This is a genomic window from Pseudothauera hydrothermalis, assembly GCF_003345255.1.
GTDB classification, from domain to species: Bacteria; Pseudomonadota; Gammaproteobacteria; order Burkholderiales; family Rhodocyclaceae; genus Pseudothauera; species Pseudothauera hydrothermalis.
The window spans coordinates 522171-534523 of record NZ_CP029331.1; the positions used below are offsets into that span (position 1 = coordinate 522171).

The window sequence follows — 12353 nt, forward strand, 5'->3', positions numbered from 1 at the left end:
GATCATCGCCGCATGGACATCGCGCTCGAAAAATCCGCTGCCGCGCCCGCGCTCGACCTGCTCGGTGCCACCGGCGACGAATACCCCTGGCCGATCGACCCGGCGCGGCTCATCGCCTGGACGATGAGCGAGCCCACCCACGCGCGCGCGCTCACGCTCAAGGCCGAGGGCATTGCTGGCGCCGGCTGGACGGGCGGCGAGGCCGAGGCCGCCGCCGCCCTCATCCCACCCGCCACGCTCACCGCGCTCGCGCTCGACCTAGAGACATACGGCAACGCCTGGGCGCGCATCGTGCGCGACCGCGTCGGCCGCGTGCTGGGGCTCGTGCGCCTTCCCGCATGGGCGGTGCGCCGCCGCCGCGCCGGTGGCATCCAGACGCGCATCTGGGACGGCCTCAAGGAGACCGTCGAGGTTTACGCCGAGGAGGAGGTCGTCTGGCTACGCGCCACGAGCCAACTGCCCGGTTGGTATGCCACGCCCGCCTGGGCCGCCGCCGCCGGGGTCATCGAGCTCCTGGACGCCATCACCCGCTACAACACGCGCTTTTTCGAGCACAACGCGGTGCCCGATCACATCGTCACCGCCACCGGCGCGCAGCTCTCCGACGCGCAGAAAGAGGCGATCAAGCACTTCTTCCAAACCGAATTCAAAGGCCTGGAAAACGCCCGTAAAACGCTTTTCGTGGCCCTCTCCGAAGGCCAGACGCTCGACGTCAAGGCCGTCGCGCAGGCCAACGACGGAAAATTCATTGAGCTTTACAAGGTCGCGCGCGAGGTGCTGCCCGCCGCCCACGGCGTGCCGCCGCGGCTGCTAGGCATCGCCACCCCCGGCGCGCTGGGTGGCCTGAGCGAAGCGCGCGAGCAGATGCACATGTTCGAGACCTTCACGCTCGCGCCGCGCCGGCGGCTGATGCAAGAGGCGCTCGCGCCCGTGCTCGCCGCGGCTGGCATCCGTGATGCAAGACTCCATGCGCCAGATCTCACCCCGCCCGGCGCCGACATCGCCGCCCTGCCGCAGCTGGTGGCCGCCGGGATCATGACGCCGGCCGAGGCGCGTGGCTGGATCGACCTGGAAAAGTCGGCCACCGCCAAAAAACTCGACCGCGCCCGCCTGATCGCCGAGCTTCTTGACGCCATGGGGGGTTGACATGCCCGCGCGCATCCAGGACGACGTGCGGCGGCAGATCCTCGCCGCCATCAAGCGCTTCGAGCCCTCCGGCGAAATCGCCGCGCGCTTCGGCGTATCGCGCAAGTTCGTCGACACGCAAAAGCGCCGGCTCTTCGGCCCCGGCACCCCCGGCGGACAGCCGCGCTACGGCGAAGACGTGCGCCGCGAAGCGCGCAGCCGCTATCTCGCCGGCGAGCCTGTCGCCCTCATCGCCGCCGCCTGCGGCGTGCACGAGAACACCCTGCGCGCCTGGGCGCGCGACTACGGCTGGCGCGAAGAACTCGCCAACCGGCGGCAGACCCCGGCCCAGCTCGAAGCCGAAATCGCCGAAGTCACCGCCCTGCTGCGTCAGGCCGACGAGGCGCAGTCCTACAAGCTCACCTTGCGGCTGCGCATGCTGCAAAAGGCCCTGGCCGGCATCCAGAAGAGCCTGCCAAAGCCCAAGCCTTTGCCCAAAGTGGCCAATTTTGCCAGCCGCGAACTGTTCGAGCGCGCCATTGCGCCGGAATACGGGCTGCTCCCCTACCAGCGCCGCTTCCTCGAAGACGACGCGCGCTATCGCTGCGTCCTCAAGGCCCGGCAGATCGGCTTTACCTATGTGATCGGGCTCTCCGCCGTGCTGGGGCTGGCCGCCGGGCGCGACCAGATCATCGTCTCCGCCTCCGAAGACCAGGCGCGGCTGGTCATGGGCCACCTGCGCGCCCACGCCGAAAAGCTCGGTCTGCCCATCGAGGACGATACCGACCGCGAAATCCGCATCATGGGCAGCAAGGCCGTGGCGCTGTCCACCAACTGGCGCACCGCGCAGGGCTACACCGGGGATGTGTGGTTCGACGAATTCGCCTGGGCGCCGCGCCCGGACGCGCTCTTCAACGCCGTCGTGCCCGCCATCACCCGCGTGGGTGGGCGCATCACCGTCTGCTCCACGCCCTGGGTGCCCGGCAACTTGTTTTGGAAGATCGCCACCGACCACCAGGGCCGATACAGCCACTACAGCCGCCACGTCATCACCATCCACGACGCCCTCAAGGACGGCATGCCGCTGCCCGGCGGGCTCGATGAGCTGCGGCTGAACTTCGACGCCGCCAGCTGGGCCATGTTTTTTGAGTGTCAATGGGCGGAAGAGGAGGGCGCGCTGCTGCCCTGGAGCCTGCTCGACGCCATCGCCGAAGACATCCATCCCCCCTCTCCCCCTGGGAGAGGGGCCGGGGGTGAGGGCAAAAGCCCCGTGGGCAAAAAGGCCGCCGCCCCGCGCTATGGCCGCCTGCGCCTCGGCGTCGATCTGGGCCGGGTGGCCGACCGCACCGCGCTGGTGCTGGTGGGCGAACTGCTCGACCCCGTGAGCCTCGCCCCCACGGCTCGTGTGCGTGTGCTCAAGACCCACAGCGTGCAGGGCATGGACTTCGCCAGCCAGCGCAGCCTCATCGAAGACTGGATCGCGCGCTTTGATCCCGAGCACGTCGCCATCGACCGCTCGGGCCTGGGCTGGCAACTGGCCGAAGAACTCGCCCGCGCCCATCCCGGCCGCGTCCTCCCGCGCGCCTTCACCGCGCCGTTCAAGGAGCGCCTGGCCCTCGATCTCTTGCGCCTGGCCGAGCAAAAGCGCCTGTCCATCCCGCGCGACCCATCGCTCATGGCCGAGCTGCACGCCGTGCGCCGCATCCCCACCGCCAGCGGCATCCGCTACGACGCCCCGCGCGACGCCAGCGGCCACGCCGACCGCTTCTGGGCGCTCGCGCTCGCCCTCGACGGCATGGATGGCATCAGCCGCGCCGCGCGCATGGAGGTGGAGCTATGGTGATGCTGCCCGACCGTCGGCTGATGCAACTGCTCGCGCAACGCTTGCGCACGCTCGCCATCGAGGAAGCGCCGGTTGGGCGTAGTAGCAAACAGCACAAGCACACTCAGCTACGCAACTCTATCAAGGAAGTCATCCTGTCAGACACCGAAGCCGTCGTCGGGCCGAATGTTCCATACGCCCGCGCCGTGCACGACGGCGCCGTGATCCGCCCGAAGAAAGCCAAGGTGCTGGTCTTCGACCCGCCGCCCGGATGGCGCGGACCGGTCTGGAAAAAGGCTGGCAAGGCCATCGCGCGCAAGGTGACGATTCCGCCCAACCCCTACCTCGCCCGCGCCGCCGAACGCTTCGCCCGCGAGCCGCTGCCGCCCGTGATCCGCGACTACGTGGGCGAGCAGACCGCGCGCGCGCTCGAAGCGCACTTCAAATCCCTTGGACTGGAGGTCAAACGTGGATAGACGCATGCTGATCGGCGGCTTTGGCGCCTCGGCCATCGCCGTGGCGCTCATTGCCGGCTTCGAAGGCTACTCGTCTCGCGCCTACGACGATGGCGTGGGCGTGCAGACCGTGGGCTTCGGCTCCACCGCCCACCCGGACGGCCGGCCGGTCAGGCCCGGCGACACGGTGACCCCGCAGCGCGCGGTGGTCATGCTCGCGCGCGATGCCGACCGCATCGCTCATGAGCTTGCCGCCTGCATCGGCCCCGTGCCGCTTGCCCGGCACGAGTGGGACGCCTTCGTCTCCTGGGCCTACAACGTCGGGGGGGCCGCCGCTTGCCGCTCCACCCTGGTCAAAAAGCTCCGCCAGACCCCGCCCGACTACGCCGGGGCCTGCCGCGAGCTGCTCAAATGGACGCGCGCCGGCGGCCGCGAGCTGCCGGGCCTCGTCAAGCGGCGCGAGGCCGAATACCGGCTGTGCATGGGGGAGGGCGCATGATCCCGCTGCCAGATCCGAGCATGGACACGCCGTGCAGATGGTGTCATATGGCTGGTGAAGCGCCCGTCGCGCCGTTCCTCAACTACGTCGGCGGCAAGCGGCGGCTCGCCAAGCGCATCGTGGCGATGCTGCCAGAGCACGTCTGCTACTGCGAGCCCTTCGGCGGCATGGGCGCGGTGCTGCTGGCCAAGCCGCGCAGCAAGGTCGAGGTCTGGAACGACATCGACGGCGGCCTGGCCAACGTGATGCGCATCGTGCGCTACCACCCGGACGCGCTTGCCGACGAGCTGCGCTGGATGCTCGTCCACCGCGCCGAGCGGCTGCGCTGGTTGAAGGATGCGCCGGGCGAGACCGACATTCAGCGCGCCGCGCGCTGGATCATGGTGCGGCATTCAGGGTTTCAGGGCAGCGCGGGAAAAGGCTTCCACGTCGGTAAAGCGACAGGAATGAAGCCGCGCGACACACTCATCGAGCAGATGTTTGACGTCTCGCGCCGGCTCTCGGGTGTCTCCATCGAATGCCTGCCGTGGCAGCGCGTGATCGATCTGTACGACGCGCCGGGGACGGTGTTTTTCTGTGACCCGCCCTACGCGGACGGCGATCAAGAGTGCTACGAGCATGCGTTTACCGAAGCCGATCATCTCGCGCTGCGCGACCGTCTGCGCGCAGTCAAAGGCCGCTGGATTCTGACCTACGGCGACCATCCGCTGATCCGCGATCTGTACGCCGACTGCCACATCGAGGAGGTGCGGCGCTGGCGCACGCTAAACCAGGCGGCGAAGCGCGAATACGTGGAGCTGATCATCACGCCATGATCAAGTTGCCGTCGCTGTGGCCCTGGGCGCTGGTCGCCGTCGTATCCGCCGCCGTCGGCTACGGGCTGGCCGCCAAAGTCGGCGCTGGCCAGACGGCACGCGCCGAAGCCGCGCTCGCCCGCTGCGAGGCCGGCCGCGCCGAAGACGCCCGCGCCGCGGCGGACGCCGCCGCCCGCCTGCTCGCCCGCGCCCAGGAAGCCGAAGCCTCGGCCGCCGCCCGGCTGGCCGAAAGACAAGCCGCGTTCAACAAGCGCTTGAAGGAGGTTAAAAATGAGATTTACAGCCTGGCCACTGGCCGCGAGTGCCTGTCTGGCGCTCTGCGGCTGCGCCTCAACGCCGCCCTCGCCGCCGACGACCTGCCCGCGCGTCCCGGCGGCTCTCGTGCAGCCGCTGCCGAGCCTCCCGCCGATCCCGGCGACTCACAGGCCGTCAGCACCGATGCCGACATCGCCGGCTGGATCCTCGACGCCGCACGTCTCTACGACGACTGCCGCGCCCGCATCGACGCCATCCGCCACTGGGACGAGGTGACCCGCGATGGCCGATGACGCCGATCTCGCCCAGGCCAAGAACGAATACGAACTGGCCGCGCTGCTGGCCCGCCGGCTGCCGCCAGGCCCCGCGCCCACAGGCTATTGCCTGTGGTGCGGCGAGCCGCTCATGGACGCGCGCCGCTGGTGCTCGGCCGAGTGCCGCGACGACTGGGAACGTCACGGCAAGTCCTGAACGGGTGCGCGAGCCTCCGGCCCGCAAATCAACAACGTTCCGGTTTTCCCGGAAAGTTCACGCCCAATCCTTCGACAACCGCCACCACCAATGATGCGCCGGGATCGGCATGGGCGCGCCCGTCTCGTCCTCCACCCAGCCGGCCAATTCACGCGCAGGATCGATGCGCGGGATCAGATCGCCGAAGGCGGCATCGAAGGCCTGCGGATGCGCCCGCCAGAAGGCATCGATCTCGGCAAGCTCGGCCACGGCCGTGGGCGCAAGCAGCCCCTGCTCGCGCCCCACCTCATAGGCCGAGCGCAGATGCAGCGTCCAGTCCAGATCGAAGGTATAAAGCTCCGCGTCCGGCTGCGCGATGACGTCGAAAAAGCCCAGGAACGAATCATCCTTGGGATGATCCTGAAGCTCTGCTTTCACCATCCAAGCCATTTCTGCACTCCTTTCCCGCCCTGCGGCGCGAAGAGCTCATTCCTGAGGCTGCCGCCATCGGCATCGCGCTTGACATGCAGCGTCGTACGCTTGCCGTCCGAGACATTCACCACCGCCGTCAGCCGCCGCCCGTCCTCCGTCTGGCGGAAGAACTCGGCATAAAGTCTGCCACGGCGCAGACTCAGCGCGATCTCGCGGTCGCCGCGCCGAATCAGATCGTCCATCATCGCGTTGTATTCATCCAGCGTGATCGACTCCGGCTTCTTGCCGAGCGCCTTCGCGATGCCGTGCCGGTGCTTGTCGATATGCCGGCCGACGTAGGACAAGCTATCCCACCGCGCCATCCTGGCGCGCTCGATCAGCCGCAGCAACTCGCGTTTCGGGAGCTGCTCGCGCTGCCGCGCCGCCATCTGCCAGCGCTCGATCTCGTCGGCCTCCTGCTCGATCACCTCCGGATCCACCCCAAGATACGCCACCGTCACCGTCCGGCAGCGGAAGTGATACGGCGGCAGCCCCACGTTCGCGGGCAGCACCTTCGTCCCGCCCGACATCGCCATGCCCGCATCCCACATCGGCCAGGCCGCCTTGGCCGCCTCCATGTGGCCGCGCTCGATGGCGGAAAGATACTTGTCCCGCTGGCGCTGGATCGTCTCCAGCCGGATCAGCCGCCCGTGCATCGAGCGGCAGATCGGCGTGGTGCGCTCGTCGATGTGCGCGCGCACCTCAAGATACCGCACCCCCGCCTGTTCATACCCCGCCACGCGCCCGAGCTCGCGCGTCTTGGTGGCGATCGTGTCCGCGGTCAAGTGCCAGTAGGCCATCCCGCGCGCCTCGATGCCGTCGCACGCCTGCCGCAACCGGTCTGCAAGCGTCTCGTACGTCCAGCCGCCCTCGAAAAACTCCGCCACCGCGCCGGTCACGGCATGGCGCGTGCCCGCGTCCCAGTGCCGGGCGATCCAGTGCAGATCGAACCGGCGCACCAGATCGAGCGCCGCTTCGTCCTTCACGCCGAAGGCGTAATCCACCCCGGCCGCCCGCCGCGCCGCGGCCATCGCCTCGGCTTCATAGATCGCCTGCGGCAGCGTCGCCACCGGCCCCTCCATCGCCAGGCGCATCGCCTCACCGCCGACCTCCGCCTCGATGGCGGCGAGCACCCGCGCCTCATCCGCCTTGGAAAAACGGGCCGGATCGACCCCGCGCAAAGCCTCCAGCGCCCGGCGAAAAGCCGCCTCCACGCCAAAGCTCCACGCCCGCGTCATCGCCTGGGAAAGCCGCTCGCGCAAGGCTTCAAAGGCCGCCTCATCCTTGATCAGGATCGCAATCAGCCGCCTGCGCAGGCCATCGATCTCCGCATCGCGCGCCGTGTCGCACCGATCCATGCCGTATCTCCTCGAAAGTGATCCACCGCGCGCCGCAGCCCTCGCAGACGCGATAGCGCTTGATGAGCCCGCCGCCCTCGGCCGCCAGCCGCACCGTGCCATACACGCGCACCGCGCATCCGCCGCAGGATGGACAGATCATCCTCTCCCCTTCAGCGCCGCCCGCGCCTGGGCGATATAAGCCTTGATGCGCTCGCGCTGCTCTGGCGTCGGCGCCGGCGGCGGCAGCGCCGCTGGCGTCTGCCTCGATGGCATGTGCTGCCAGATCGCCGTCGGCGCCGGCCAACGCTCGGCATGCGCGCAGAGCAGGCGAAAAGCCGTGCGAATGCGCGGCGCATCCAGCGTCTCCTCCCAGCGCCCGCCGCGCACCATGAGCGCATCCGCCCAGGCCAGCGCCACCGCCTCCACCGCGTCCGCCGGCGGGCAGCCCTCCAGCCTCAGCACCAGCAGCCGCTGGATGCCCTCGGCCACCTCCGCCACCAGCCAGCCAGGCGCCTCGCTCATGCCGCGCCCCTTGCCCGGCGCTTGAGCGCCTCAAGCCGCATCACCCCATCCACCGTCGCCGACGGCTTGGCCGACACCGCGCTAGCCTCGCGCGCGCGCGTCGCCTCCACGGCCACGGGCGCGCCCGCCTGCCGCGCGGCCACGCTTTCGGCCACGCGCTTCAAATAGTTGTGATTCTGCAGCGGCTGCACATCCCCCGCCTCGCGTTTGGCCAGCATCGCCTCCACCGTCTCGGCGAGCGCCGCCTCCAGCGCCGAGGCCTCGATGCCCAGCGCCAGCACCTCGCGCGCCAGCCGCAGCGCCCGATCCCAAGCCAGCGCCCGCTTCGCCGAGCGGAAAAGCCCCAGATACCGCACCAGCGCGCGCGATAAGCCATCCGGCAGCGTCGCCAGAAGCCCAAACAGCTCCCGCGCCGCCGCCTCCTCCGCCCACGCCTCCAGCGCCGTCTCGGCGTGGCACACCGGACACCTCAGCCTCACCGTGCCACCTCGCGCTGATGTTGATACGCCAGCGCCGCCACCGCCTTGCGCAGCATCGGCGCCGGTGCCCACTCGATCCGCTCCACCGCGCAGCCCATCTGCTTCAGTACCCCCAGCGCATACGCCGGGAACGGCCGCCGCAGCGCATGACACTGCGCCGCGAGCTTGCGGATCATCGGCCCGCGATCGTCAGCCGCCCTGACCTCGATCCTCGGCAGCCGCACGGCCGCGCCCGCCTTCTGCCAGTGCCGGATCAGCCGCATCAGCGCCGCCTCGTCCATGTCTCGGCAGCTCTCCACCCCGGTCACCTGCAGCTGCACAAGCCGGCGCGTCTCCTCGTCCGCGCCCACCTGGGCCGCGGCCATGTGCGCCAGCGCGATTAGCCTCTTCCTGTTCATGTCGGCCTCCATCAAGCCTGCCCGCGCGCAAGGCGCGGGCAGGGTTCATGCGGCAAACAGCGTCGTCAAGCCTCCCGCGCCGCGCGCCATGTCACACTGCGGCCCGTCGAGACCGTCAGGCACGCGCGGATCGCCGGGGCCAGCGGCTCGTCACCGTCGGCCGCCATCTCCTTGAGCTTCTCTTCCGGCTTGTAGACCGTCTCTTCCTTGACCAGATCAGCAAAGCGAAAGCCCAGCACGGCCTTCAGCCGCTCGGCGTCCTTGATCTTCACGCCTTCGCGGCACACCACGGTCGCCGCACACACGCCGGTGGCGAACAGCCGCGTGCCGCACTCGAAGCCATCCGCCAGCACGCGGTTGATCTCGTCGAGCCGCTGCTGCAAGGCCTCGATCTCGCCCTTGATCCGCCAGCCATCGATCAGGAGCTTCACCGTCGCGGGATCCAGCGTCATCTCCTGCCCATCGACGATCCTCACCCCGCTAGGCACCTTCGCCTCTGCCTGCGTTTCAACATTCTTCAAAGCCGTTTTGGCCATCATTCACACTCCTTTTCAATGCCCGCCGCCACGGGCCCGCTCCGAAAACCATCCGCCAGCGCCTCCGCCGCCTTCATCGCCGCCCCGCGGTCGCCATGAATGGCGATGTCCTTGAGCGCCAGCTCATACCGGCCAAGGCGCGCGATCAATCGCGCCACGACCCACGCATCTTCCACCGTCGCCATGCCGCACTCGATGCGCTCCACCAGGCTCATCACACCCCCTCCAGATCGCGCCGCGCCGCCGCCACATGCGACGCCGCCATCGCCTCGCCCGCCGCCTGCGCCATCATCCGGGCCAGCCGGATCACCTTCACGGCCGCCCGCAGCGCCCCGTGCCCGCGGCCGATCTCCATCACCTCGCGCCACGCCTCGGCGCCCGCAGCGCGCGCCACCGCCTCGATGTCCGCATCCTGCGCGCGGGCCAATCGCACCCGCTTCCCGATGCGGCTAAACAGCCGGTCGAGGTAAGCCGCCCGCACCCCGCCCGTCATGCGCGTGTAGAGCATCTCGTTGCCCACCAGCGCCAGCCCCACCCCCGCCGCATCGTGGATCGACCGCAACGCATCCAGCGCCGCCACCGAAAGATGCTGCGCCTCATCCACGACGATCAGACCCCCGGTCTCGCGCACCCGTGCCACGATCTCCCGATGGATGCGCGCCGGCGACTGCGGGCAATCCTTCACCCCCACCGCCGCCGCCACCTCCTCCAGGCACGCCGTCACCCCCGCGTGCCCCGGCGTCATCACCGCCACCCACACCGCCGGGCGCGTGCGGGCATACTCCGTCACCGCCAGCGTCTTACCAACCCCAGCCGCCCCGTAGATCACCGCGACATCGGACGCCATCTGCGCGTAAGCCAGCGCCGCCAGCACCCGAGCGGCCGTCGGCGTCGCAACGAACCCGGGCGCCTGCGGCAGCCGCGCCTGCTGCCGCTCATCGCGCGCGGAAAGCCATGCGGAGAGCCGCTCCACGATCCGCGCCGGATCCGCCGCATACGACCCCGCCAGCACCTGCGAGAGCGCCGAAGTGGATACCCCGGCCTCCTTCGCCACCTTGCTCTGCGTCGTCTCGCCGGCCTCGATCAGCCCGCGCACCCGCTCGATCACATCCACTGCTGCCTGTTGCATATCGTTCTCCGTCTGCCTGAAACCCGGCGCGCCGCCCGGTGCGCCGGTGCGCGGGCCTCTGGCCCGCAAATCCATGCCATCACCCCGCCAACTGCCGCCGCGCCATCTCCAGGATCAGCGCATCCGTCCTGGCCACCATCTCATCGATCCGCGCATCCTCCTCGGGCCGCCGCGCCGCCAGCGCACCCGCCTGGAACAACCGCACCGCCGCCGGCTCGACCGCCGCCTCGCCCGCCGCCTGCGGCAGCACCCGCTCCACCTTCTCCAGATACTTCAGCCGCTCCCGCGCCGCTCGCCGCGCCGCCGCCCGCCAGCGCTTATCCGCCTGCGCCGCCGCCTGATCGTCGAAGCGCCGCACCCGGCAATCCGCCGTCCCGTGATAGCGCCCATCCAGCCCGAACACGTGGCACGGCTTGGCAAGATCGTCCGGATCGAACCGCGCCACCACCTTCTGCCCCACCAGCGCCGCGCCGAACTCGCCCAGCCCATAGCGGTTGCCGCACACCTCGATCGACGCATCCGGCCGCACCGTCGCCGGCTCTGCGGCAAGCAGCAGCATCGCCCGCTGGCTCTTGGAAAGCCGCGTCACCACCCGCCGCGCGTAGCTCTCGGCGAACGTCGCATCGAAGCTTCTCCCGCGCGCCGTCTCCGTCCGCCGCCCCTCGCGCGCGTTGTGCCGCGCAATCGCCTCCGCCACCACCTGCTCCAGCAACTGCCACTCGCATGGACTCGACCCATAGTTCTCCGGCTTCGCGTCCGGCTTGTTGCCGGTATATGCCCCGGCCAGCCGAGGATCCTTCGCCACCTCCTCGCACAGATCGCGAAACGCCCGCTCGATCGGCTTCGCCTGACCGTGGAACGGCGTCGCCCAATGCACCTCGATCCCAAGCAGCGGCAGCGCCCCCAACATCTCGTCCGGCTGCGTCTTGAACCGGAAGCGCCACGGCACCCCGCCCGTAATCAACTTCGCCCCGAACTCCCGCCCGTTGTCCATCAGCGCGTGCTCCGGGATGCCGTATCGCTCCACCATCTCCCCGAACGCCAGCAACACGCTCAGCGCGTTCAAGGTCGGCGTCAGCCGCCACGAAAGAATCTTCCGGCTATACACGTCCTGCCACGCCACCAGATGCGCCCGGCCCACCCCGCCGCCGAAGCGATCCGGCAGCCGCACCAGCACATCCAATCTGTGCCCGTCCGCGTTCACCCACTCCAGCGCAGCAAGATGCGCCACAGACCGCTTCTGTGCAGGAAAACTCGCCTCGAACGCCTTTTTCCCCTCCCGCGCCAGCAACTTCAGCCGTGGGTCCAGCCGCGCGATCCGCCGCGCCACCGAGTCATACGACGGCATCGCCCAGCCATGCCGCGCCGCCGCCGCCTTCACCCGGCGGTAAACCGCCGTCAAAGCAGGCTTCTCAGGCCTTAAATAGTCTTTCAAAATGGCGTCCCACGCCGGGCCGGAAATCTCCGCCTCCCGCTGCGGCTGCACCCCCCAGCGCGGCGCCAGCAACGCCGGCCACGCCGCCACCGGCGCATGCTGCACGCCAGCCAGCGCCCCATACCCCCACCACCACCGCGCCAGCGTCCCCGCCGGAACCCCGGTCTCCTGCGCCGCCGCCTGCATCGCCGCCCGCGCCGGCATCCCGCCATCGACGAGCCTCTTGATCACAAGACACGCCCGCGCCCGCCGCAGCGCCTCCTCGCGCACCCGCTCAGGGCGCGCGGCCAGCTCATCCACCATCCGATGCCATGGCGCATCGGTATCCTGTTGAAGATCGGGAAAGGTGGCGGGGGTAGCCGGATTGGACGATCCGGCCTTCAGCGCTACAGCGGGCGTCCCACCCGCCTGGGGCGCTTTCCCGGCCAAGCCGACCCGTCGGACGGCATCACCGGGTGCCGCCATGGGCAGCGGCGCGCCGCTCCCATGGCCGAGGCTCTGGGCCGACTGGCAATGTCGGCTAACGCCACCCCCGCCGGCGAGCCCACCGTCCGCGCTGGCGGGCGCGGCCCCGTCAGGGGCGGGGCTGGAGCACGCCCCGCCGATAGGCTCGCCGCCGGGG

Annotated in this window: 17 protein-coding genes; 7 read left to right on the forward strand and 10 right to left on the reverse strand. The window is 69.8% G+C overall.

All coding sequences use genetic code 11. The annotated features are described in order from the left end of the window. The first annotated feature begins 12 nt into the window (after positions 1-12). From DIE29_RS02545 to DIE29_RS02580, 7 genes are read left to right on the forward strand one after another with little or no spacing between them, the layout of a single operon-like run. Complete coding sequence (locus DIE29_RS02545) at positions 13-1146, forward strand: phage portal protein (RefSeq protein WP_114649112.1); 1134 nt, start codon at positions 13-15, stop codon at positions 1144-1146. Position 1147: 1 nt separating this feature from the next. Next, positions 1148-2968, forward strand: a complete 1821-nt coding sequence (locus tag DIE29_RS02550; RefSeq protein ID WP_114649113.1) for a terminase large subunit domain-containing protein — start codon at positions 1148-1150, stop codon at positions 2966-2968. Next, entirely contained in the window at positions 2962-3423 is a 462-nt protein-coding gene (locus tag DIE29_RS02555; protein ID WP_114649114.1) for a hypothetical protein, read from the forward strand. Before DIE29_RS02550 ends, DIE29_RS02555 begins: the two co-directional genes overlap by 7 nt. Then, the gene (locus DIE29_RS02560) at positions 3416-3901 is read left to right on the forward strand and encodes a lysozyme (RefSeq protein WP_237269496.1); all 486 of its coding nucleotides are present in this window, start codon (positions 3416-3418) and stop codon (positions 3899-3901) included. The genes DIE29_RS02555 and DIE29_RS02560 overlap by 8 nt, the downstream gene beginning before the upstream one ends. Then, a complete protein-coding gene (locus DIE29_RS02565) occupies positions 3898-4716 on the forward strand; it encodes a DNA adenine methylase (protein WP_162860576.1) in 819 nt (272 codons plus the stop codon). Before DIE29_RS02560 ends, DIE29_RS02565 begins: the two co-directional genes overlap by 4 nt. Beyond that, positions 4713-5264, forward strand: coding sequence for a hypothetical protein (locus DIE29_RS14525; RefSeq protein WP_162860577.1), 552 nt, complete (start codon positions 4713-4715; stop codon positions 5262-5264). The genes DIE29_RS02565 and DIE29_RS14525 overlap by 4 nt, the downstream gene beginning before the upstream one ends. Then, on the forward strand, positions 5254-5442 hold the full coding sequence (locus DIE29_RS02580) for a hypothetical protein (protein ID WP_114649119.1): 189 nt from the start codon (positions 5254-5256) through the stop codon (positions 5440-5442). Before DIE29_RS14525 ends, DIE29_RS02580 begins: the two co-directional genes overlap by 11 nt. A gap of 57 nt (positions 5443-5499) precedes the next feature. Here the strand turns inward: DIE29_RS02580 and DIE29_RS02585 are convergent, their stop codons facing one another. The 10 genes from DIE29_RS02585 to DIE29_RS02625 all read right to left on the reverse strand — a co-directional run bounded on the left by DIE29_RS02585 (position 5500) and on the right by DIE29_RS02625 (position 12196). After that, on the reverse strand, positions 5500-5871 hold the full coding sequence (locus DIE29_RS02585; RefSeq protein ID WP_162860578.1) for a hypothetical protein: 372 nt from the start codon (positions 5869-5871) through the stop codon (positions 5500-5502). After that, positions 5856-7250 carry a structural protein gene (locus DIE29_RS02590; protein ID WP_162860564.1) on the reverse strand — a complete coding sequence of 465 codons (1395 nt, stop codon included), beginning with the start codon at positions 7248-7250 and terminating at the stop codon, positions 5856-5858. The genes DIE29_RS02585 and DIE29_RS02590 overlap by 16 nt, the downstream gene beginning before the upstream one ends. Then, positions 7171-7392: an NrdR family transcriptional regulator gene (locus tag DIE29_RS14975; RefSeq protein WP_418333174.1), complete on the reverse strand. Its 222-nt coding sequence runs from the start codon at positions 7390-7392 to the stop codon at positions 7171-7173. The genes DIE29_RS02590 and DIE29_RS14975 overlap by 80 nt, the downstream gene beginning before the upstream one ends. Next, complete coding sequence (locus DIE29_RS14530) at positions 7389-7754, reverse strand: hypothetical protein (protein ID WP_162860579.1); 366 nt, start codon at positions 7752-7754, stop codon at positions 7389-7391. Before DIE29_RS14530 ends, DIE29_RS14975 begins: the two co-directional genes overlap by 4 nt. Next, positions 7751-8215 (reverse strand): hypothetical protein, encoded by a 465-nt coding sequence (locus DIE29_RS14535; protein WP_162860580.1) that lies wholly within the window; start codon positions 8213-8215, stop codon positions 7751-7753. Before DIE29_RS14535 ends, DIE29_RS14530 begins: the two co-directional genes overlap by 4 nt. 14 nt (positions 8216-8229) lie before the next feature. Next, positions 8230-8643 carry a phage protein GemA/Gp16 family protein gene (locus DIE29_RS02605; protein ID WP_114649122.1) on the reverse strand — a complete coding sequence of 138 codons (414 nt, stop codon included), beginning with the start codon at positions 8641-8643 and terminating at the stop codon, positions 8230-8232. A gap of 53 nt (positions 8644-8696) precedes the next feature. Then, positions 8697-9170 (reverse strand): hypothetical protein, encoded by a 474-nt coding sequence (locus DIE29_RS02610; protein WP_114649123.1) that lies wholly within the window; start codon positions 9168-9170, stop codon positions 8697-8699. Beyond that, positions 9167-9382, reverse strand: a complete 216-nt coding sequence (locus DIE29_RS02615) for a hypothetical protein (RefSeq protein WP_114649124.1) — start codon at positions 9380-9382, stop codon at positions 9167-9169. Before DIE29_RS02615 ends, DIE29_RS02610 begins: the two co-directional genes overlap by 4 nt. Next, a complete protein-coding gene (locus DIE29_RS02620; protein WP_162860581.1) occupies positions 9382-10296 on the reverse strand; it encodes an AAA family ATPase in 915 nt (304 codons plus the stop codon). Before DIE29_RS02620 ends, DIE29_RS02615 begins: the two co-directional genes overlap by 1 nt. Before the next feature lie 79 nt (positions 10297-10375). Next, positions 10376-12196 carry a transposase domain-containing protein gene (locus DIE29_RS02625; RefSeq protein ID WP_162860582.1) on the reverse strand — a complete coding sequence of 607 codons (1821 nt, stop codon included), beginning with the start codon at positions 12194-12196 and terminating at the stop codon, positions 10376-10378. Between the last annotated feature and the right edge of the window lie 157 nt (positions 12197-12353).

Bases quoted from the DNA above. Each gene is read 5' to 3' on its own strand.
- DIE29_RS02545 (WP_114649112.1), top strand. From the start codon at position 13: ATGGACATCGCGCTCGAAAAATCCGCTGCCGCGCCCGCGCTCGACCTG.
- DIE29_RS02550 (WP_114649113.1), top strand. From the start codon at position 1,148: ATGCCCGCGCGCATCCAGGACGACGTGCGGCGGCAGATCCTCGCCGCC.
- DIE29_RS02555 (WP_114649114.1), top strand. From the start codon at position 2,962: ATGGTGATGCTGCCCGACCGTCGGCTGATGCAACTGCTCGCGCAACGC.
- DIE29_RS02565 (WP_162860576.1), top strand. From the start codon at position 3,898: ATGATCCCGCTGCCAGATCCGAGCATGGACACGCCGTGCAGATGGTGT.
- DIE29_RS14525 (WP_162860577.1), top strand. From the start codon at position 4,713: ATGATCAAGTTGCCGTCGCTGTGGCCCTGGGCGCTGGTCGCCGTCGTA.
- DIE29_RS02580 (WP_114649119.1), top strand. From the start codon at position 5,254: ATGGCCGATGACGCCGATCTCGCCCAGGCCAAGAACGAATACGAACTG.
- DIE29_RS02585 (WP_162860578.1), bottom strand. From the start codon at position 5,871: ATGGCTTGGATGGTGAAAGCAGAGCTTCAGGATCATCCCAAGGATGAT.
- DIE29_RS02590 (WP_162860564.1), bottom strand. From the start codon at position 7,250: ATGGATCGGTGCGACACGGCGCGCGATGCGGAGATCGATGGCCTGCGC.
- DIE29_RS14975 (WP_418333174.1), bottom strand. From the start codon at position 7,392: ATGATCTGTCCATCCTGCGGCGGATGCGCGGTGCGCGTGTATGGCACG.
- DIE29_RS14530 (WP_162860579.1), bottom strand. From the start codon at position 7,754: ATGAGCGAGGCGCCTGGCTGGCTGGTGGCGGAGGTGGCCGAGGGCATC.
- DIE29_RS02605 (WP_114649122.1), bottom strand. From the start codon at position 8,643: ATGGAGGCCGACATGAACAGGAAGAGGCTAATCGCGCTGGCGCACATG.
- DIE29_RS02610 (WP_114649123.1), bottom strand. From the start codon at position 9,170: ATGATGGCCAAAACGGCTTTGAAGAATGTTGAAACGCAGGCAGAGGCG.
- DIE29_RS02615 (WP_114649124.1), bottom strand. From the start codon at position 9,382: ATGAGCCTGGTGGAGCGCATCGAGTGCGGCATGGCGACGGTGGAAGAT.
- DIE29_RS02620 (WP_162860581.1), bottom strand. From the start codon at position 10,296: ATGCAACAGGCAGCAGTGGATGTGATCGAGCGGGTGCGCGGGCTGATC.
- DIE29_RS02625 (WP_162860582.1), bottom strand. From the start codon at position 12,196: ATGGCGGCACCCGGTGATGCCGTCCGACGGGTCGGCTTGGCCGGGAAA.